The sequence below is a fragment of the Methanothermococcus sp. genome (assembly GCF_015523155.1).
Lineage (GTDB): Archaea > AGJL01 > Methanococci > Methanococcales > Methanococcaceae > Methanofervidicoccus.
The window spans coordinates 12,574-32,220 of sequence record NZ_WAKW01000052.1; the positions used below are offsets into that span (position 1 = coordinate 12,574).

The following is a 19,647-nucleotide window of genomic DNA, read 5'->3' on the forward strand; positions in this document are numbered from 1 at the left end:
ATTTTATATTTAAAAATAAAAAGTTAATATTATTTCATGTTTTTAAATGATTTCCATAAAAAATATGCTGAACCTCCCCATAATACTATTGCTCCAAATAAAAACATTACTATTGCCGATGTATTCATTTAATCACCCCTATTTAATTCATCCCATGATTTTATCTTTCTTTTCCAAGGTATTTTGGAGAATAATACCGAGCTCAAGAAACCAACAACTACAAGTAATATACCCATGTCTAAGTATTTCCATGGATATCCCCCATAAGGAGCCTTTGTTAAACTGAATATATCCAATCCAACAATTGTTAATAATAATATCGGGGTTAGTATTCCAGCAAACATTTTCCAGTATTTTCCCAATTTTATATCTGACAACTTATTTAAGTAGTTTAGTAATTTATCACCCTTAAATATCCAAAGTGCTACTATTGCCTCAGCACATCCTACAATTGGCAGTAAATAGCCTGATGCAAAATGATCTGTAATATCAAGCCAATATAACCCTGCTTTTGTTGTAAATACTAAGCTTCCTAAAAATCCAAAAGTAGTTACAGTTGTTATAGCTTTTTTTCTGCTTATTTCGAATTTTTCCATAATTGAAGAAGTTACAGCCTCCACCAAAGATATCGATGATGAGAGGCCAGCCACTATTAATGCCAAGAAAAATACTATTGCCAATATCCATCCCACATAAGGTATCATAGATAATGCCTTTGGAAATACCACAAAAGCTAAAACTATGCCCTTATTTACGACTTCGTTTAATGGAAGGCCTGTGGTATATGCCATATAACCTAATGTACTAAAAACGGCAAGTCCTGCTAAAAATGAATATCCACAATTTAAAAGTGCTACTGTAAAAGCACTTGTAGTTAAATCAACTTTTTTAGGTAAATAACTGGCATAAACAATCATAACACCAAAACCCAATGTTAAAGAGTAAAATATCTGAGAAAATGCACTTATCCACACATTAAAATTTAACAGAGCCCCAAAGTTTGGAGTTAAATACCAATTTAAACCTTCAAATGCCCCTGGTAGGGATATACCTCTTATCAATAAAATCAGCGTAAGTATAAATAGCGTAGGCATAAAAATTTTATTGGCTTTTTCAAGCCCATTTTTAACCCCTAGCCTTATAATGACATAGTTGATTAACCATAAAATCCCAGTGGATACTAAAACACCCATCGAAAAACCATCTATACTTCCAGCACCTGGTGATATAGATAATATGTTTCCAAAAAAATAATTTTTAAAATTTAAAGGAAATCCATTTAACAATATGTTATATAAGTAATACAAACACCAACCTATGATAACCATATAATATGTGGTTATTGTAAATCCAGAGAATACAGCAAGCCAACCTACCCATTCACTCTTTTCATTTATTCTTTTAAATGCAAGAGGTGCAGAACCTTTTGTTGAATGTCCTACGGAGAATTCAAGTAATAACAATGGTATCCCCACGCAAAATAATGCCACGAAATAAGGTATTAAAAATGCACCCCCTCCATTACTATATACCATATATGGAAATCTCCAAATGTTTCCCAAACCTATGGCTGAACCTACTGCTGCTAATATAAAACCTAATTTAGAGCCCCATAATTCCCTAGCCATTTTTTTCACCTTCTTCATTTTATATTTTTAAGTCTTTTCTCCATTTTATCCCACGATGGAAAATTGGTTTGACAACCTTTTTTCTCTACAATAAAGGAAGCTACGCATGATGCAATAAGCCCACAATCTTTTAAATCATATCCTTTTAAATAGGCAGTTAAAAATCCTGCTCTATAACTATCTCCTGCTCCTGTTGGGTCTATAACCTTCGTAGGAATTGCAGGAACTTTTATTTTATCGCCATTATGGTAAATAATACTTCCATCTTTACCGTAGGTTATTATTAAAGTGTTTATTTTTTCCATGAGCTCCTCCGAATCTATATCCAATAACTTCAAAACTCTTTCATACTCGTGGTTGTTCATAAACATAAAATCCAAATGGTTTATTATTGATTCCATATCTCCTTTACTATACAAAGGTAAATCCTGTCCAGGGTCAAAGGACACCAACGCTCCGCAATGTTTTGCTTTTTTCGCACATTTCACATTAAATTTTGGATCACCTGTTGCTAAATGAACAACATCTGCATCAAAATTTGGAGGATTTAATTCCTTATAATGTTTAGCAGCCCCCCATAAAAAAAAGGTTATCTGATTGTTATTGGGGTCTGTAAAAATCCACGCCTTTGGTGTTTCCTCTTCATCGGAGTGATACACATTGGATACATCAATATTTAAATTTTTTAAATAGCTGTTGTATCCTGAGTTTATAAAATCATAACCTACGCATGAAACAATGCCTGATTTTAATCCTAATTTAGCCACCCCGACTGAAACATTGCAGGCGGCTCCTCCGTAATATTTTTTAGCAGAAGGTATCTGAACAGAGGTATTTGGTTCAGGGAAGCTTTTAACATTAAATATATAATCAAGTGCTATATGCCCCACAGAAATTATTTTTTTATTATTGGTTTCATCGGTATCCATATATTCACTCATAATTTATCACCTGCAAATTTTAATGGCTTCGCTTAGGTCTATAAGATTTTTATAAATTGCAGAACCTACAACTACGCCTTCAACTCCTATTTCTTTTAATTTTAAAAGGTCATCGTAGGTAGTTATTCCCCCAGAGGCTATAATTGGTATATTGAGTGCATCCACAAGCTCTTTAACGGGTTTAATGTTAATGCCCTTTAAGAGACCTTCAACATCCACATTTGTAAATAAAATACTTCCAGCTCCTTTTTCTTCCAGTATTTTTCCAATTTCAACAGGTGAATGTTTGGTTTTTTCTTTCCATCCTTTTATTACAACCTTTCCATCCTTTGCATCCAGAGCAACCATTATTTTTTCTTTTCCAACCTTTTTTGATAACTCTTCTACGATATCGGGATTTTCAACTGCTGATGTTCCCAAAATAACTCGTTCTGCCCCAATATTTATAAGGTTCAACGCATCATCAACTGTCCTTATACCTCCGCCAATCTGAACAGGGACGGATACTGACTTTATGATTTCCTTTATTATTTCTTCGTTCGTATTTGTTTGATATATTGCTTTATCCAAATCAACTAAATGAATCATCGGAGCTCCTTTACTTATCCATTTTTCTGCAATTTCTAATGGATTGTCGAGCTCTAAATGCTTTTGGTCTGGGTTTCCCTGTATTAACTGAACACATTTTTTGTTTTTTATATCTACTGCTGGAATCACCATCATTATTTCACCATGAAAATACTTTTTAGATAGTTAATATTATATAATGATTTCGGGATAGTTTAAAGAAAATTATAAAATTTATTAAAAAGGTATGTTATGTTTTAAGTTGTTATGTTTTAAAGTTAATATAAAAATAATTTCTATGGGGCATATCTTAGATTACTATGTATGTTATGATATTCCAGAACTTTTTATCAATCCAAAAATACCGCTTGATATAATTTCAATGGAAATTGCACTTAATATCAATCCCATAAGTCTTACTATTGCCTTTATTCCCGAGGTTTTTAGAATCGTGGCAATATTGTCTGATAAATAAAGTATTACCGCAGATAGTAGCGCCGCCAATATTATTGAAAGTAATATTGTTATTTTGTCATATATTGTAGTGCTATGCTCCATTAATATAATGCTCGTTGTAATGGTACCTGGGCCAGCCAATAAAGGAATTGCTAATGGCACTACTGCAATATCATCCAACTGCACCATTTCTTCTTTTTCCTTTGGAGTTTGCCTAGTTTTTGATATTTGGGCATGAAGCATATCCCATGATATTTTCAATATTAAAAGACCCCCTGCAACCTTAAATGAATCTATTGTAATTCCAAAAAACTCAAATATCCATTTTCCAAAAAATCCAAAGATTATTAATGTAAGTACAACTACAATCATAGACTTTTTTAACAGTTTTATTTTTTCCTTTTCGGTATTATTTGATGTCCAGATATAAAATAATGGCACAAGACCTATGGGGTTCATAATAATAAACAAAGAGGTAAATGCATAAATAAAGAAGCTAATGTTGAATCCCATTTTTTTCACCATTTCATTAGATAATAAATCTCTGACTTCTTAGAAATATCTTGCTCTTTTTTCAACATCTTCCATATGATTTATCACAGTTTTCCACTGAGAATATGTTTTATATCCTTCTAAAATTTTAACCCATATGTCCTCAAATCTATCGAAATGGATGCTTAAAATGGATTTTTTTAACACAATCAAATCCACAGCCTTATCTTCTATAAGATTTGAGAATTTTCCAAGCCCAAAATCTATAATATAGACTTTATTATTTTTGTTAATTTTTTTACCTTTCTTATTATTTTGATTATTTTGATTACATTCCTCATGCTCTTTAATATGCTCCTTATCGTTGTTATTATTTTTAACATCGTAATCCTCCCCTACTATAAAATTTGATGTTGTGAGGTCGTTATGTATTATGTCGTTTTCATGGAGTTTTCCAATAATTGCCCCTATGTAGTAGCAACAGTTTAGATTTCCATTTTCTATTTCTTCTTTTGCAAGTTTTCCATTTATGTAGCTCATAGTTATAATATTATTTTCCCTATCCACATCAAATATATATGGGGCACAAATATTAAAATCTTTAACAAGTGCTAAAAATCTTGCCTCTTTAATGATTCTTCTATGCCTAATTAATTCATCGAGCTCATGTATTCTATAATTTTTTATTATTCTTTCCTTTGTGATGGTATCCCATCCTAAATAGGATGTTTTTTTAATATCTGCTTCGGCACCCTTTCCAATTAAATGCTCAGGTATCCTTCTTTTCTCACAGGTGCCATTTTCAATCCAATTTACCTCAACCATATCACTCCTGTAATTTGGAATTGGTTTTGTTTCATCAATGTTCATTCTTTTTCCATTTTTATACATTAAAAGCCCGAGCCATGCTATCATTGCCCCATTATCTCCGCAGAACTGTTTTTCAGGCACATAGAATTTTACATTCTGTTCCTTACACATAATATTAAGCATCTCTCTCAGTCGATTATTTGCGGCAACACCGCCTACAAGCATGACCTCAGGTTTGTTTGTGTGTGCAAGAGCTCTCTCAGTAATTTCTGTTATCATGGAAAATGCAGTTTCTTGAATAGAATAACATACATCTTCCAGTTTTTCCCCTCTTTCGTAGCTTTTTATTGCGGATGTAAGGAGCCCTGAAAATGTAATGTCCATACCTTTAACGCTATATGGTAGGTTTATTAATTTTTCCCCTTCTTTTGCAAGTTTTTCGACATAAACACCCCCGGGATGTGGAAGACCGCAGTTTCTTGCAAACTGGTCTAAACAATTTCCTATGGCAATATCGAGAGTTTCTCCAAAAACCCTATATCTCCCACAGGTATATCCCAACACCTGAGTATTCCCACCACTTACATACAAAGTCAGCGGGTCTTTTGCTCCCGTAGTTAGCTTTCCAATCTCCACATGACCTATACAGTGATTTACTCCAATAATTGGCTTTTTTAATGATAAAGATAGAGCTCTTGCAGCAGTTGCAGTAACCCTCAAACTTGGACCTAATCCAGGACCTTGGGAAAAGGATATTAAATCTATTTTCTCTTTTGGAACTATATTAAATGCCTCTTTTATCAATTTTGGAAATGTTTCTGCATGGTGGTCTGCTGCTTCCCTTGGATTTATGCCTTGAACAGGTGGTTTATATATTATGGTTTTGTTAAATAAAACATTTCCATCTGAATCTACAACCCCAACGCCTGTTTTTTCCGCTGTTCCTTCCAGACCTAAGCAAATCATCATCTCACCAAAAAAATTATAAAATTATTATTGGCATATATTTCATATCCATATCGCATTTATGGTATGTTTATAATGTAATAAATATAATAGTATTAGTTGTAAAGTATATATATTAATTCAAATAATATATTAAAAAAGGTTTAAAGGTGAGATTTTGTTTTTGGATAAAATTGATAATGCTAAAAAAGCTTATACTTTTGATGATGTTTTATTAGTCCCAAATGCTTCCTACGTTGAGCCAAAGGATACGGATATATCCACAGATATAGCAGGGCTGAAATTAAATATCCCTATTATTTCAGCTGCAATGGATACTGTATCTGAAAAGGAAATGGCAATAGCACTTGCAAGGAAAGGAGGTATTGGGGTAATTCATAGAAATATGACAATAGAGGAACAAGTAAATCAGGTAATGGCAGTTAAAAAAGCCGAAGATATAATTGTTAGGGATGTAATCACAATATCGCAGGATTACACAGTAGATGATGCTGAAAGAATTATGGAAGAATATTCTATTAGCGGACTTCCTGTTGTTGATGAAAATGATGAGCTCTTAGGGATAATCACAACAAGGGATGTAAAATATATACAGAATAAAAACACCCTAGTAAAAGATGCCATGACAAAAAATGTTGTTCATGGTGGTGAAGATATTTCCCATGATGAAGCCATGAATATTATGTATGAAAACAGAATAGAGAGACTTCCAATTTTAGATAAAAATAATAAATTAATAGGTATGATTACATTAAGGGACATTCTAAAAAGGAAGCAATATCCAAATGCTGCAAGGGATAAAGAAGGAAGGCTTTTAGTAGCTGCAGCATGTGGTCCAAATGACTTAAACAGAGCTCAGGCACTTATAAAAGCAGAAGTTGATGCAATAGCTATTGATTGTGCCCATGCTCACAATATGAATGTTGTAAATAATATTAAGATACTTAAAAAGGAACTCGAAGGCACAGGTATAAAATTAATCGTAGGAAACATAGCAACAAAAGAAGCGGCAGTTGATTTAATAAATGCAGGAGCTGACGCCTTAAAAGTGGGAATAGGTCCAGGTAGTATTTGTACCACAAGAATTGTTGCAGGAGTTGGAGTTCCACAATTAACAGCAATTGCAGAGGTTGCAGATATTGCAAAAGAACATGATGTTCCAGTAATTGCAGATGGCGGTATAAAATACAGTGGAGATATAGCGAAGGCAATAGCTGCGGGAGCTGATGCTGTAATGCTCGGAAGTTTATTGGCTGGAACAGACGAAGCCCCTGGGCAGTTAATTACAATTAATGGAAGAAAATACAAACAATATAGGGGAATGGGTTCTCTTGGTGCTATGTCAGGCGGTGTTGGTGCAGGAGCTGATAGATACTTCCAAAGCCACATGAAGCATGTTAAAATGGTTCCAGAAGGAATTGAAGGGGCAGTTCCATACAAAGGACCTGTAAAAGATGTGGTATTCCAATTAATCGGTGGTTTAAGGTCATCTATGGGATACTGCGGTGCTAAAAATATAAAAGAGATGCAGGAAAAAGCAAGATTTGTAAAAATTACTCAAAGCGGTCAGCAAGAAAGCCATCCTCACGATGTGCTTATTACAAATGAAGCTCCGAACTATCCAATAACAAAATAATTAAAAAATATTAATGGAAAAATATGTGAAACTTCGATATATTTATTTTTAAACTCTTTTTTCATTTTCTTCTTCATAAATAAAAATATCTTCAATCTTAACATTAAAATATTTTGCAATTTTAAAAGCTAATTTTATAGATGGGTCGTATTTTCCCTTTTCTATTGATATAATTGTTTGCCTACTAACACCTAATTTTTTTGCTAAATCTTCCTGTGTTAAATCATACATAGCCCTATAAACTTTAATTTTGTTTTTCATAGTATCAACTATATTTTTTGGTATAATAGGCATAATACATATAATATGTTGTAATGGCATACATCGTTAATAATCCAAGGGAATTTCCAGAAATTATTATTCCCCCATATGGTGCAATATATTTAACCAATATGCTATAAAGCGTAATAGTTACTAAAAATATCGTAATTGATTTAAATGCACTGTATCCGCTATTTTTTACTATTTCCATTTTTAACTCATCGATTTTTTCATTGTGATTTTCTATTAATATAGGAGGTATGATTTCATTACGAGTTTCTATCAACATAGGGGTTATCACTATATTAATGAAAACAATTGTGGAAAATATAAACTGCATAGTCTCGAAGCTCCCAGAAAATATATACAAAATTCCCATAACTGCACCATAAATAGATGGAACATAAACTTCATAAGGATTGTAGAATTCTCCAAATTTTTCCCTGAGCTCACCTTTTTTAATTATTAAAATTAAATACAGTATAAAATATGCCAAAATGCCTACTATTGAGCCAAAAACCGATAAATTTGGATTATTATTTGAGATATATGCAAATATAAAAAATCCAAAAATCATTGATACAACCAATCCAAAGATATTTTTTAAACTTTTAGCCATATTCCCCCTTTATATACTATTATAAATATGATAATAATGTTTTACTTTATGTTAAATATACTTTACATAATGATATATAAATTTTACTTTTTAATAATTTAAGTATATATTGGTTTAAATATAAATTAATTCAAATATAAATTAAAATGAAAATTATAAATATTCCTCCCCATAATAATCATAATAATATTCCTTAACAATCCACAATTTATTTTTATATTTCTTTGAGAGCTCTAATGTTTTTTCAGCCAAATCCTTATTTTTTCTCTCAAATATTTCCGAAACAATCATTTCCACAATATCGATGGTATCTTTATCATCTGCCTCTAAATGCTCAAAAGCTCCAATTTCCTTTAAAAGTTCCAATAATTCATCATCCTTGGAATTTTTTAAAAATTGATTTCTTAAAAAGGACTTAAAGGTAAATATATTTTTCTTTTCAATAGGAATAAGTTTTAAAATGGATTTTCCCTTTTCCACAAGATTGTTTTTATTTTGGGTGAGCTCATCCCACAAATTGTATTTTAAAATTATATTCTTTAAAACATTTAATATGTCGTCCTTTGATTTATTTTTTAAATTATTGAATAATTCATCCCCGTCAATGTAATTATTGTTATTGTATGCTTCAATTAAAGCATAGGAGTGCTTACAGTTATATTTATATGGGCAAGAGCATAATCCTGTCCTATCATTCAAATCTACAACCGTATTATATTCATCCCCTCCCATTACCTTACCATATAATTTATTTTCAAATCTTACGCAAAATTTAACGAGATTATTTTTATAATAATCCTTTCCTCTTTCTATAATCTTTTTATCGTATATGCTTTCATAATCCATAAATATCCCATTAACATAAATTATATTGATATATCTTAAAATCATTAAAAAAGGTTATTATTATGAAACCTATCCTTGTAATATTGGGCATGTTCTTAATTACCATAGGATTGTTTGTGCTAACTCTTGGAATGATATATCCCAGCAAATCAGTGAAAAATCAGCAGGATGAATATAATGAATACAATGAAAAACAGGATGTAGGGTTTTCAGGCGTTGTAATGATAGGACCTATCCCAATAGTGTTTGGAAATTCTCCATCATTGGTAATATTATCTGTTTTAATTGTCATTGCAATGATGATTTGGATATTTTTATTTTATAGTAATATCGTAATTAATAAATAAAATTAAAATAAAAGAAGTAAAAATATTTACTCATAAACCTTTGTTCCCATAACTTTTCTTATTTTCTTGAACTCTTCACTTAGTTTTTTTGTAATTTCTCCTATTTCTCCGTTGTTTATAACTCTTCCATCTATTTCAACAACAGGCACGAGCTCAGCCGCAGTTCCAGTTATGAATAATTCATCGGCAACATAGAGCTCATGTAGTGTGAGCCTCCCCTCCACAACATTATAGTCCAATTCTTTTGCAAGCTCAATTACGGTATCTCTTGTAATACCTCTCAAAACACTTGAATATACTGGTGGAGTTTTTATGAGACCATTTTTAACTACAAATATATTGTCCCCTGTCCCCTCTGCAACATACCCTTCGCTATCCAATAAAAATGCCTCATGAACTCCTGCATAATTTGCCTGGATTTTTGCTAAAATACTGTTTAAGTAGTTTAATGATTTCACAGCAGGGTTTAAAACATCAACAGGCAATCTTCTAACTGATGATGTAATTACTTTTATACCATCCTCTCCAAGTAGGGGGTTCATAGGTTCTGCAATACAGAATATTGTTGGTTTTTTACATTTTCTCGGGTCAAGTCCCAAATCTCCAACTCCTCTTGTAATTACGAGCCTTATATATGCGTCCTTTAAATTGTTTATTTTAATGGTATCAACAACAACCTTTTCCATCTCTTCCTTTGTCATAGGTATTTCCAAAGTAATGGATTTTGCAGAATCATATAATCTGTCGATATGCTCCTTTAATTTAAAAACAACGCCATCATAAGCTCTTATTCCTTCAAATATTCCATCACCGTATAAAAGACCATGGTCATAAACTGAAATCTTTGCGTCCTCCTTTTCAACAAATTCGCCGTTTAAATATATTTTCATGAATTCACCTCATAAAATCAAAATATAGCATAAATTTTTATTTCAAAAATATTTAAATTATTTAGATATAAATGTTTCCAATTTATCAAATTATATATTTAAATTATTAATTAACTATTTATTTATTTAATTAATTAGATTCCCCAACTCCAACAAATAATCGATTTCCTCCGCATCTTCCCTTGCCTGTGGAATATAAGGATATGTTATTATTTCTCGCATACTCTTCAACTTTTTTTCTCCCGCTGTCGGCTGTTTTTTCTCCAAATGATATTACTACAACCACATCATCTATCTTTTTAGAGCCAATTATTGGCTGTTTTATATTCATATTTGACAATTCGCTTATATCACTTAAATGGGATATTATGCTGTTTGCATCGTCAATAAATGGGAAATCTTCTAAATATTTTGCAATAAATTCTATATTCTTTCCCCTTTTCTGACCGTATTTTTTTACCTTCATAGGATAGTAGTTAAGTTTTCCATCTTGATAATCTTTTATTATGGATTTTGCCGTTCGTTTCATATCGATTATCCCGTTTTTTCCCAAATAATTTAATTTTTTACCTATTTTTTCTATAAACTCTTCATTTATATCCTCTGTATTATTTATCTCAATACCATAGTATTTTTTGATAATATTCTCATCAAATGCGTATAAGTTTTTTAATATCTTTATAGCAGGTTCAACAGGATTTTCGATTTTTTCATACCTGAAAGCTCCTATCATCACCAGTTCATCCTCATCCTTAGGTTCAATTACTCCCGGTGTATCAAGTAATTTTATATTTTTTGTGAGTTTTATCCATTGTTCTCCCTTTGTAAGTCCCGCAACAAGCCCACTAGCCGCACTTTTCTTTCCAGTTAGGGCATTTATTAGGGATGATTTCCCAACATTTGGATAGCCTATAACTCCAACTTTTCCCTCTTTAATTCCCTTTAATTGAAGATATTTTTTAATGTTGTCTCTTAATATCTTTGTTCCCTTTTTATGTTTGGAGCTCACAAAAACCACAGATACCTCTGGATTTTCACTTTTAATTATCTCCTTCCATCTTTCAAGTATTTTTACAGGGACTAAATCTGCTTTATTTAACACATAAATCAGTTTTTTATTTGATTCTTTTATTTTATCTTCTAAATTTTTATTTCTCGTGCCTTCTGGATTTCTTGCATCCAATACTGCTAAAATAATATGGCACTCGTTTATGATTTTGTGTGCTATCTTTTTTGCAGGAACTCTTTTAATTTTCTTACCACTCATAAAATCACCATAAAATAGGATTTTAAATTAATTAAATATATATTATAAGTAAATTGCACTAAAATAGATCAAAAATTAAAGCAAAAGGAATTTTACATTAATTTTTTATGTCAAAGGCAGAACTTTATAGCTATTAACTCACATCCCAAAGAACTGAGTAATGCTTACAGTTTCACGCAATAAAAATGAAATAACATTAAGTTAATAAATTTCATCGTTTAAATTTAGCATATTAAACTCTACAATTTTTTTCATTATTCTCATTTATCCATCTCATCATTTATCTCTTCATCTTCATCAATAATCTTTCCATTCTTTGTTTTTGGTGCAATATCTTTTATTAGTTTCATTAAATCCTTATCTTCCTCAGCTATTAGTTTTACAAATATTCCGCCGTGTATGTCTTTATCAAAATTAACAAGACCTGCAAAAGCCGCCTGTTTGTTTATCTTGAATTTTGTAGAGTTTCCTACAATCCCTTTTTCAAGAACCATTCTTGCAGTGTCCAATATTGCCTGACTTCGTAGGAGCTCCTTAAATCTACTTATATCCTCAGCTTCTCCAATTAATTGATTATCTTCTATAACAACTTTTGCATCCTTAAATATGTTTTTTACTGCCATTATTACTTTTTCCTCATCTTCTGTTGGTTTAATTCTGGATTTTAATTTGATTATCATAATATCCCTTTAAAATGTTTTAAAAAATATCTTCCATTATTTCCAATGCTTTTTCTATATCTTCGTATTTTGTAGCGTATGAAAATCTAATATTATATTTACCGCCATCACCAAATGCAACGCCAGGAACACATAATATTTTATTCTCTATTAGTTTTTGGGAAACTTCCATTCCATCCCCGTATTCCTCAACATTTGGGAATACATAGAATGCACCATTGGGAGTAGTTAATTTAAATAATTTTTTTAATCCCTTAACTATTAAATCCCTTCTTCTTCTAAATTCTTCAACCATTTCATAAACACAACTTTGGTCTCCATTTAAGGCCTCCAATGCCCCATATTGAGCAAAGGAAGTTGCACAGGCAAATCCATACTGGTGTATTTTTATCATATTGTCTATTAAATTATATTTATTGTTTAAATTATCATTGACTGCCAAATATCCGATTCTCCAACCTGTCATGGCATATGCCTTTGAAAATCCGTTTATTAATATACAGTTGTCTGTAAATTCCATAGGGGAATAATGTTTTTTATCGTAAATTATTTTTTCATAGATTTCATCGGATATTATAATAATATTATTATCTTCTGCTATATCACATATTGCCTTTATCTCGCTTTTATCCATAACTTTTCCAGTTGGATTTGAAGGGGAATTTAATATGATGCATTTTGTTTTATCTGTAATGCTGTTTTTTACATCCTCAATATTTATATTAAAATCTTCATCAAGTTTCATAGAAACAGGTTTAGCCTCACACAATTTAGTTAAGCTTTCATAGGATACAAATCCAGGGTCAGATATTAAAACCTCCTCTCCCTTATTAATTATTGCCATTAAGGACAGCATCAAAGCCTCAGAAGCTCCGCAGGTTGTAATAATATTATCTGAGCTCACATCAAGGTTATTGTCATTTTTTAATTTATTGCTTATGCTTCCCCTGAGCTCAGGTATTCCATTATTTGGAGTGTAATGTGTTTTTCCCTCATCAAGTGCCTTTTTTGCTGCATCTATTATATGTTGGGGCGTGTCAAAATCTGGCTCCCCTATACCTAAATTTATGGAATCCTTTGTAGCAATGTTAAATATTTTCCTTATTTCCGAAGGTTCTATGTTTTTGCATCTGTTGGAAATCATAATATCACCAAATATATAAATATATTTATATTTTATGTTAATTTTCCATTAAATATTTATATATAGAAACTATAATGATTAATCATTATAATACTATCTTACCTTTAATGTTTGTTTTTATATAAGTTTATACCCATTGATATATATGATAGTTAGGTGAGGATGATGATTATGTATGATGTTTCAATAATCAAGGACATTGTGTTGATAGTGGTTTCAATAGGAATATTGTTGGCATCAATTAGATTGTGGATTCAAAAGGACAGTAAAAACATGGTTTATGCTCGTCTTCATATTGCGGGAGTAATAGATATTGCCTGCATAGTTATACTACTGGTTTTAAACCAACCATTATTGGCATTAATATATTTGGTTCTCTGCCCCTTTGCAGCACATGCTATTGCCAATGCCGATTATTACGATGAATTGAAGGAAAGTGGAAATAGTTAAAAAATATAAAAACGAAGAAGAAAAGTAAGATAAAAAATAATAAAAAGCAAAATAAATATAAATAAATAAATTGGTGATGATGCATGTATTTAAATATTGTTGATTTTATAGTATTGGCGTTAATTGTTATGTCATATATCGGAGCTCTGATTCAAAAGGACTTAATTAAATGTGTGGTATTAACTGGATTGGGTGGATTGGGTCTAGCATATATATTCAGCTCACTTCTTGCTCCTGATGTTGCACTTACCGAGGCAATATTGGGCGGTGCAGTGCTTCCTGCATTCTTTGCATTCACAGTTAAAAGAACCCAAAGACTGGATGAAATCGATTAAAGATATGGATATAATATAAAAAGATATAAAATGGTAAAATGATATATATAATATAGAAATCTTTTTTGATTATTACTTTAAAATTTTAATTTTAACATTGTTGTTTGGAAATAAGGTTTTTAACATAATAATATAATTTGGATAATTTTAATATACATCCTAATTTATTGATATTAATATTAAACTATAAATATTATTTTTTATAATAACTTCATAAATCGTTTTTAAATTAATATAATGTAGTAATGTAGTAATACCTCTTTATGAAGGCTCATGTATAATAAAAGTCCATTTAATAGGTGCAATAATTGAAAATATTATATATCCTTTAAAGTTAAATATCCACATTATATATCGAAATTATTAAAAAATATTTGAAGTATATTCTTTATATATAATATATAAAAAATTATAGAATTATTTTTAAAGTAATTTTAAAATTATTAACCTTAAAACGAGGGATATAGTGAAAGTATTGTTAATTCATTCCGATTATTTGGAATTTGAGGCAAAACAGAAGACAAAAATTGCAGAAGATACCGATATATTACAGGGAAAAATGGATGAATGTTTAACTACGTTCATAGCCGTTGAAAAAGAGGATGAAGAAAATCCAGAAAATGTAATAAAAAATACTGTAAATGAGATTATAAAAACTGCGGAAAATTTAAAGGTAAATAATATTGTAGTTTATCCTTATGCACATTTATCAAGCAGCCTGTCATCCCCAGAAGTTGCAAAGGATGTTTTAAAAGGAATAGAAGAAGATTTAAAAGAAAAAGATTACAATGTGTTGAGAGCTCCTTTTGGATGGTATAAGGCATTTAAAATAAGCTGTAAAGGGCATCCATTAAGTGAGTTATCAAGGAAAATAACCGCAGATATAAAAGAAGTAAAAGATGAAAAAGAAGTAAAAGAAAAAGAAAAAAAGGATGAAAAATCCAAGTTATATCTATTAAATGGAGAAACAAGAAAATTAATCGAATTAAATGAGAAAAATGTAAAAAAATTGGAAGATGAAGGATTAAAAGCATTAGCAATGCATGAGATGGGAATAAAACATGCAAAGAAAGAGGAAACAGAACCGCCACATGTAAAAATTATTACAGAAAAAGAGATTTGCGACTATGAACCATCATCAGATGCTGGTCATTTCAGATGGTATCCAAAGGGAAAACTCATAAGAGACATTTTACAGGATTATGTTTATAATATGGTAGTTGAAAACAACGGTATGCCTGTTGAAACACCTGTAATGTATGATTTAGGAAACAAGGCAATAAGGGAACATGCAGATAAATTTGGGGAAAGGCAGTATAGATTCAAACAGGGAAGCAAGGATTTAATGCTTAGGTTTGCTGCATGCTTTGGGCAGTTTATGATGAAAAAGGACATGTATATCCTTCCAAAACATTTGCCTTTAAAGTTGTATGAGCTCTCAACATACAGTTTCAGATATGAGCAAAGAGGTGAGCTCGTAGGATTGAAGAGATTAAGAGCATTTACAATGCCTGATATGCACACAGTATGTTTGGATATAAAGCAGGCTATGGAAGAATTTGAAAACCAATTCTGGATGTGCTTAAAAACGGGGGATGACTTTAATACGCCCTATTCAGTAATATTTAGATATACACAGGACTTTTTCGATGAGAATAAGGAATGGTTCTTTAAAATAGCAAAGGACTATAAGGAAAAATACGGAAAGGATGTAATTCTCGAATTGCTTCCAGAGAGAAAACACTACTGGGTTGGAAAGGTAGATATGGCAGTAATAGATAGCTTTGGAAGACCTATCGAGAACCCAACAGTCCAGATAGATGTGGAAAGTGCAAAAAGATTTAATATCGTTGTTCATGAAGGAAACGAAAAAGTTCATCCAATTATACTCCACTGCTCACCAACAGGAAGTATAGAGAGGGTATTGTGTGGGTTGTTGGAAAAGGCTTATATGGACGCTGAAGCAGGAGCTCCTCCTATGTTGCCAGTTTGGTTATCCCCAATACAGGTGCGAGTAATACCAGTTTCAGATGCCCATAAGGATTATGCATTAAATGTTGCTAAAAAACTCAGAGAAAACAATATAAGGGCAGATTACGATGATAGGGAGGAAAGCGTAGGTAAAAAAATAAGAAACGCTGGAAAGAACTGGGTGCCTTATGTGGTGGTAATTGGCGATGAGGAAGTTGAAAACAATATATTAACCATTACAGTAAGGGAAAAATCCACACTAAAAAAGCCAGTTAAAGAAAAAATGACTGTTGAAGAGCTAATCGAAAAAATAAAAGAAGAATCAAAAGGATTTCCATACAGACCTTTAAGTTTGCCATTATACTGCTCATTACAGCCAATATTTAGATAATTAAATAATTATTTTTATTTTTTTATTATGAATGTGATTGTAATAGGAGCTCCGTTATATTAATCATTTAAATACATATTTACACGGTCATAAGTGTGTATTATTTTTATAATCTTATTAACTAATGTAGGATTATTACGATTGGAGTATAATGCCCTAATCAATAAATCTAGCAATAGTTCTGGATTTTTATTTAAACCATAATAAATTGGAGAGCGTCCTATTATCTTTACATTTAAATCTTTGCTGTTATTTTTACAGGTTCGTCAAGAACAAATGAAAGTTCCTTTTTCCCAATTATATCCTTAAAGGTTTTAAGTTTAGGATTATGCGGGCAAACATATTGGTGAAATAGCGTATCGGCATCAGGATTATTTTGTATATGATTTACAATGGGCGGTAATAAATTGTAATATATTATTTTCTGTATCAAAGATAATAGCTCTTATTGCCATCATGCAAAAAGTATGCGTCATATATAAACCAATAAAATAAAAATTTCCATCGTATATGTTTTTTGAAATAAATGTTATAATCCCCCCTTCAATGTCTAGATTATTTGGTGAACACCTGTGAGCATTTATAAAATCCAATGGACGCTTATCTATTTTCAAAATATCCATAATACCAATCATTTGGATTATATGGAATCTATTTGAATTTATTCGTTTAACCTCTTCCCAATTTTGATAGTTTCCATCTGGAACATCGTTAAAGTTCCACCATTCATAAGCAAATCCTACAACCTTAATAAATAAATAGCCATATTATTCCTGTTATTAAAGTTTTGTATATTCGGCCGTCTCCATTGAGATGAATTCCATGCAATTTTTGCTACCATTATATTTCTTGGCATATTGTTCAACTCTACATTCTTATAAATTCACTTAATACTTAATTTAATATCTCTCCCTAAATTTAGATAATTATTTATTTTTTATATTTAATGGGTAAATAGTTATTATAATTTAAAATTATTATTCATAAAAAATATTATAAGATATTGTAGGAGCTCAGGCTTATTTTCCATATTTTCTTCAAATATGGATTTGTCAAAATGTATTTTTTTATTTTCTAATATAGCATTTAAAGCATTGAATATTGGCATTATCTTCCATAATTTCCCCATATAATAATAATTTTATTAATTTAATTCTCCAAATAAACCAAAAGTCTTTGCATCGGTTATTATTTTTATGTTTCTAAACTCTAATTTATGTTTTTATATTCATTCCTAACATTTAAATAACTTTCACTATATATAGTGAAACTATGAGAGAAACTATAAAGGCAATAATAAAGAATATCGAGAAAAAAGAAAATATATAAAATCCAAAGGGATGTAAAACTGCCAAAATCCAAAATTAACAAAGTGGTATCAGTTATAGGGATTAGAAGATGTGGAAAAACCATATTGTTATTTGATTTATTCAAAAAAACAGAGAATTCCATATTCTTTCCATTAGATGATGATAGAATATATCCTCCAACAATAAAAACTCCTCAAGAAATCATAAAAATAGGCAAAGAAATATATCCCAATGAGCAAATAACATTCTTTTTTGATGAAATTCAAGAAATAGAAAACTGGGAGGTTGTTATAAAAAGATTGGCTGAGGGGGAAGGGCATAAAGTTTATTTAACTGGTTCATCATCTAAATTACTGTCGAAGGAAATTGCAACGCAGTTAAGGCGAAGGAGTTTAAGTGTGGAATTATTTCCATTATCATTTAAAGAATATTTGAAATTTAAGGATTTTGAAATGGATGAAGTTCTTACTAAGCAGGAAAAGGCACTGCTTTTAAAATACTTAGATGATTATTTATTATACGGCGGTTTTCCAGAGGTTGTTTTGGAAGATGAAACAGAGAGGAGATTTTAAGAGAATATTTAAGAACGATAATTGGGGATATTGTTGAAAGGCATAATGTAAAAAATATTCAAGTTTTGAAACTTTTTATCAAATTTTTAATCAATTCTCATACGAAGAAAGTTTCTATAAATAAACTATTTAATTATTTTAAATCAGTTGGAGTAAGTGTTGGTAAAAATACACTTTATGAGTATTTGGGTTATCTTAATGATTGTTATTTTGTTTTTTCATTAAAAAAGTTCTCACATAGTTTGAAAGAGATAAATCAAAGTTTATAAACCATATATTATTGATAATGGTTTTATCAATATTTTCAACATTAAGCATTCAGAAGACAAGGGAAATATTTAGAAAATGCCGTTTTTGTTGAATTGGAGGCGAGGTTTTGTTGAAAATGAGAATCTATTCTACTATGAAGATACCATTGGAGAAGTTGATTTTCTGATTAAGAAGAATGATAAAATTAAATGCTTAATAAATGTCTGTTATGAATTGAATTTTGATAATTATAATAGAGAAGTTAAAAAATTTGTAAAAATTGGCAAAAAATTAAACTGCAAAAATTTGATATTAATTACTTTTAATGAGGAGAATATTATTGAAGAGGAAGATTTGAAAGTTAAAGTAATTTTATTTTGGAAATGGATTTTTAGCGATAAAAAATATTAATAAATATTTTGTGGTTAGATAATACAAAACCTCTAAGACCTTCATATAAAGATATAATGAGGTTATAGCTAAAAGAATTTTTTACGAATATAACCTTTTTATATTTCAATGCTTATATGAAATCTTTTAATATAATTTGCTATTAATTCTTCTTATCCTAAAAATTTCCTTTGGAATTTTTCAAAGCAACTTCTTAGCTTCATAATATATCGTTTTTTATGATTTTATAGATAGTATAAGTTATATATTTTAACCTACACTAGAAGTTAATATATAGTATAAAAAAGTTTATTTTATAAAATTCATAAGGTGAAACCATGAAATTTTATAACAGGGAAAAAGAGATTAGTAAAATCTTATCTATATTAGAGGGGGAACCTAATATATCTTATCTATGGCTCCATAAAC

The 19,647-nt window shown here is 30.4% G+C and carries 23 protein-coding genes; 8 read left to right on the plus strand and 15 right to left on the minus strand.

The window, feature by feature from the left end:
* Positions 1-29: 29 nt before the first annotated feature.
* From F7B34_RS05245 to F7B34_RS05270, 6 genes are all read right to left on the minus strand, one after another.
* Complete coding sequence (locus F7B34_RS05245) at positions 30-128, minus strand: MetS family NSS transporter small subunit (protein WP_292460784.1); 99 nt, start codon at positions 126-128, stop codon at positions 30-32.
* Complete coding sequence (locus F7B34_RS05250) at positions 129-1,628, minus strand: sodium-dependent transporter (RefSeq protein WP_292460785.1); 1,500 nt, start codon at positions 1,626-1,628, stop codon at positions 129-131. It lies immediately after the preceding gene.
* Positions 1,629-1,642: 14 nt separating this feature from the next.
* Positions 1,643-2,569, minus strand: a complete 927-nt coding sequence (locus F7B34_RS05255; RefSeq protein ID WP_292460786.1) for a carbohydrate kinase family protein — start codon at positions 2,567-2,569, stop codon at positions 1,643-1,645.
* A gap of 6 nt (positions 2,570-2,575) precedes the next feature.
* Entirely contained in the window at positions 2,576-3,292 is a 717-nt protein-coding gene (gene hisA / locus F7B34_RS05260; RefSeq protein ID WP_292460787.1) for a 1-(5-phosphoribosyl)-5-[(5-phosphoribosylamino)methylideneamino]imidazole-4-carboxamide isomerase, read from the minus strand.
* Between the two features lie 171 nt (positions 3,293-3,463).
* Positions 3,464-4,105, minus strand: coding sequence for a MarC family protein (locus F7B34_RS05265; protein ID WP_292460788.1), 642 nt, complete (start codon positions 4,103-4,105; stop codon positions 3,464-3,466).
* A 39-nt stretch (positions 4,106-4,144) separates the two neighbouring features.
* Positions 4,145-5,860 (minus strand): bifunctional N(6)-L-threonylcarbamoyladenine synthase/serine/threonine protein kinase, encoded by a 1,716-nt coding sequence (locus tag F7B34_RS05270; protein WP_292460789.1) that lies wholly within the window; start codon positions 5,858-5,860, stop codon positions 4,145-4,147.
* A 157-nt stretch (positions 5,861-6,017) separates the two neighbouring features.
* Here F7B34_RS05270 and guaB point away from each other — a divergent pair, with 157 nt between their 5' ends.
* Positions 6,018-7,496, plus strand: coding sequence for an IMP dehydrogenase (gene guaB / locus F7B34_RS05275; RefSeq protein ID WP_292460790.1), 1,479 nt, complete (start codon positions 6,018-6,020; stop codon positions 7,494-7,496).
* 48 nt (positions 7,497-7,544) lie between these two features.
* Here guaB and F7B34_RS05280 read toward each other — a convergent pair whose 3' ends face one another.
* The 3 genes from F7B34_RS05280 to F7B34_RS05290 all read right to left on the minus strand — a co-directional run bounded on the left by F7B34_RS05280 (position 7,545) and on the right by F7B34_RS05290 (position 9,222).
* Positions 7,545-7,757 (minus strand): helix-turn-helix transcriptional regulator, encoded by a 213-nt coding sequence (locus F7B34_RS05280; RefSeq protein WP_292460791.1) that lies wholly within the window; start codon positions 7,755-7,757, stop codon positions 7,545-7,547.
* 4 nt (positions 7,758-7,761) lie between these two features.
* Positions 7,762-8,376, minus strand: a complete 615-nt coding sequence (locus tag F7B34_RS05285) for a hypothetical protein (RefSeq protein ID WP_292460792.1) — start codon at positions 8,374-8,376, stop codon at positions 7,762-7,764.
* A 153-nt stretch (positions 8,377-8,529) separates the two neighbouring features.
* On the minus strand, positions 8,530-9,222 hold the full coding sequence (locus tag F7B34_RS05290) for an SWIM zinc finger domain-containing protein (protein ID WP_292460793.1): 693 nt from the start codon (positions 9,220-9,222) through the stop codon (positions 8,530-8,532).
* Positions 9,223-9,284: 62 nt separating this feature from the next.
* On the opposite strand from F7B34_RS05290, the gene F7B34_RS05295 reads away from it, so the two are divergent.
* Positions 9,285-9,569, plus strand: coding sequence for a TIGR00304 family protein (locus F7B34_RS05295; protein ID WP_292460794.1), 285 nt, complete (start codon positions 9,285-9,287; stop codon positions 9,567-9,569).
* Between the two features lie 26 nt (positions 9,570-9,595).
* On the opposite strand, the gene ilvE is transcribed toward F7B34_RS05295, so the two are convergent.
* The 4 genes from ilvE to F7B34_RS05315 all read right to left on the minus strand — a co-directional run bounded on the left by ilvE (position 9,596) and on the right by F7B34_RS05315 (position 13,550).
* The gene (gene ilvE, locus F7B34_RS05300; RefSeq protein ID WP_292460795.1) at positions 9,596-10,459 is read right to left on the minus strand and encodes a branched-chain-amino-acid transaminase; all 864 of its coding nucleotides are present in this window, start codon (positions 10,457-10,459) and stop codon (positions 9,596-9,598) included.
* A gap of 130 nt (positions 10,460-10,589) precedes the next feature.
* Entirely contained in the window at positions 10,590-11,726 is a 1,137-nt protein-coding gene (locus F7B34_RS05305) for a GTPase (protein WP_292460796.1), read from the minus strand.
* Positions 11,727-11,986: 260 nt separating this feature from the next.
* Entirely contained in the window at positions 11,987-12,406 is a 420-nt protein-coding gene (locus tag F7B34_RS05310; RefSeq protein WP_292460797.1) for an RNA-binding domain-containing protein, read from the minus strand.
* A gap of 19 nt (positions 12,407-12,425) precedes the next feature.
* Positions 12,426-13,550 carry a pyridoxal phosphate-dependent aminotransferase gene (locus F7B34_RS05315; protein WP_292460798.1) on the minus strand — a complete coding sequence of 375 codons (1,125 nt, stop codon included), beginning with the start codon at positions 13,548-13,550 and terminating at the stop codon, positions 12,426-12,428.
* Between the two features lie 171 nt (positions 13,551-13,721).
* Between F7B34_RS05315 and F7B34_RS05320 the strand changes: the two genes are divergently transcribed.
* The 3 genes from F7B34_RS05320 to F7B34_RS05330 all read left to right on the plus strand — a co-directional run bounded on the left by F7B34_RS05320 (position 13,722) and on the right by F7B34_RS05330 (position 16,697).
* Positions 13,722-14,000, plus strand: a complete 279-nt coding sequence (locus tag F7B34_RS05320) for a cation:proton antiporter (RefSeq protein ID WP_394355314.1) — start codon at positions 13,722-13,724, stop codon at positions 13,998-14,000.
* A gap of 83 nt (positions 14,001-14,083) precedes the next feature.
* Positions 14,084-14,335 carry a DUF4040 domain-containing protein gene (locus F7B34_RS05325; RefSeq protein WP_292460799.1) on the plus strand — a complete coding sequence of 84 codons (252 nt, stop codon included), beginning with the start codon at positions 14,084-14,086 and terminating at the stop codon, positions 14,333-14,335.
* 466 nt (positions 14,336-14,801) lie between these two features.
* Positions 14,802-16,697: a threonine--tRNA ligase gene (locus tag F7B34_RS05330; protein ID WP_292460800.1), complete on the plus strand. Its 1,896-nt coding sequence runs from the start codon at positions 14,802-14,804 to the stop codon at positions 16,695-16,697.
* 235 nt (positions 16,698-16,932) lie between these two features.
* On the opposite strand, the gene F7B34_RS05335 is transcribed toward F7B34_RS05330, so the two are convergent.
* A complete protein-coding gene (locus F7B34_RS05335) occupies positions 16,933-17,130 on the minus strand; it encodes a hypothetical protein (protein ID WP_292460801.1) in 198 nt (65 codons plus the stop codon).
* Positions 17,131-17,658: 528 nt separating this feature from the next.
* The gene (locus F7B34_RS05340; RefSeq protein ID WP_292460802.1) at positions 17,659-17,805 is read right to left on the minus strand and encodes a hypothetical protein; all 147 of its coding nucleotides are present in this window, start codon (positions 17,803-17,805) and stop codon (positions 17,659-17,661) included.
* A 264-nt stretch (positions 17,806-18,069) separates the two neighbouring features.
* Here F7B34_RS05340 and F7B34_RS05345 point away from each other — a divergent pair, with 264 nt between their 5' ends.
* From F7B34_RS05345 to F7B34_RS05350, 3 genes are all read left to right on the plus strand, one after another.
* Positions 18,070-18,579 carry an ATP-binding protein gene (locus F7B34_RS05345; RefSeq protein ID WP_292460803.1) on the plus strand — a complete coding sequence of 170 codons (510 nt, stop codon included), beginning with the start codon at positions 18,070-18,072 and terminating at the stop codon, positions 18,577-18,579.
* 65 nt (positions 18,580-18,644) lie between these two features.
* Positions 18,645-18,848 carry a hypothetical protein gene (locus F7B34_RS07850; RefSeq protein WP_394355313.1) on the plus strand — a complete coding sequence of 68 codons (204 nt, stop codon included), beginning with the start codon at positions 18,645-18,647 and terminating at the stop codon, positions 18,846-18,848.
* 76 nt (positions 18,849-18,924) lie between these two features.
* On the plus strand, positions 18,925-19,239 hold the full coding sequence (locus F7B34_RS05350) for a hypothetical protein (RefSeq protein WP_292460804.1): 315 nt from the start codon (positions 18,925-18,927) through the stop codon (positions 19,237-19,239).
* Positions 19,240-19,647 lie beyond the last annotated feature (408 nt).

What these genes read in the sequence shown, in the direction of transcription:
- F7B34_RS05350 (WP_292460804.1), top strand. Translation starts at nt 18,925, where the DNA reads ATGCCGTTTTTGTTGAATTGGAGGCGAGGTTTTGTTGAAAATGAGAAT.
- F7B34_RS05310 (WP_292460797.1), bottom strand. Translation starts at nt 12,406, where the DNA reads ATGATAATCAAATTAAAATCCAGAATTAAACCAACAGAAGATGAGGAA.
- hisA (WP_292460787.1), bottom strand. Translation starts at nt 3,292, where the DNA reads ATGATGGTGATTCCAGCAGTAGATATAAAAAACAAAAAATGTGTTCAG.
- F7B34_RS05250 (WP_292460785.1), bottom strand. Translation starts at nt 1,628, where the DNA reads ATGGCTAGGGAATTATGGGGCTCTAAATTAGGTTTTATATTAGCAGCA.
- F7B34_RS05290 (WP_292460793.1), bottom strand. Translation starts at nt 9,222, where the DNA reads ATGGATTATGAAAGCATATACGATAAAAAGATTATAGAAAGAGGAAAG.
- ilvE (WP_292460795.1), bottom strand. Translation starts at nt 10,459, where the DNA reads ATGAAAATATATTTAAACGGCGAATTTGTTGAAAAGGAGGACGCAAAG.
- F7B34_RS05245 (WP_292460784.1), bottom strand. Translation starts at nt 128, where the DNA reads ATGAATACATCGGCAATAGTAATGTTTTTATTTGGAGCAATAGTATTA.
- F7B34_RS05340 (WP_292460802.1), bottom strand. Translation starts at nt 17,805, where the DNA reads ATGCCAATATTCAATGCTTTAAATGCTATATTAGAAAATAAAAAAATA.
- F7B34_RS05265 (WP_292460788.1), bottom strand. Translation starts at nt 4,105, where the DNA reads ATGGGATTCAACATTAGCTTCTTTATTTATGCATTTACCTCTTTGTTT.
- F7B34_RS05325 (WP_292460799.1), top strand. Translation starts at nt 14,084, where the DNA reads ATGTATTTAAATATTGTTGATTTTATAGTATTGGCGTTAATTGTTATG.
- F7B34_RS05270 (WP_292460789.1), bottom strand. Translation starts at nt 5,860, where the DNA reads ATGATTTGCTTAGGTCTGGAAGGAACAGCGGAAAAAACAGGCGTTGGG.
- F7B34_RS05255 (WP_292460786.1), bottom strand. Translation starts at nt 2,569, where the DNA reads ATGAGTGAATATATGGATACCGATGAAACCAATAATAAAAAAATAATT.
- F7B34_RS05280 (WP_292460791.1), bottom strand. Translation starts at nt 7,757, where the DNA reads ATGAAAAACAAAATTAAAGTTTATAGGGCTATGTATGATTTAACACAG.
- F7B34_RS05295 (WP_292460794.1), top strand. Translation starts at nt 9,285, where the DNA reads ATGAAACCTATCCTTGTAATATTGGGCATGTTCTTAATTACCATAGGA.
- F7B34_RS05285 (WP_292460792.1), bottom strand. Translation starts at nt 8,376, where the DNA reads ATGGCTAAAAGTTTAAAAAATATCTTTGGATTGGTTGTATCAATGATT.
- F7B34_RS05320 (WP_394355314.1), top strand. Translation starts at nt 13,722, where the DNA reads ATGTATGATGTTTCAATAATCAAGGACATTGTGTTGATAGTGGTTTCA.
- F7B34_RS05315 (WP_292460798.1), bottom strand. Translation starts at nt 13,550, where the DNA reads ATGATTTCCAACAGATGCAAAAACATAGAACCTTCGGAAATAAGGAAA.
- F7B34_RS05305 (WP_292460796.1), bottom strand. Translation starts at nt 11,726, where the DNA reads ATGAGTGGTAAGAAAATTAAAAGAGTTCCTGCAAAAAAGATAGCACAC.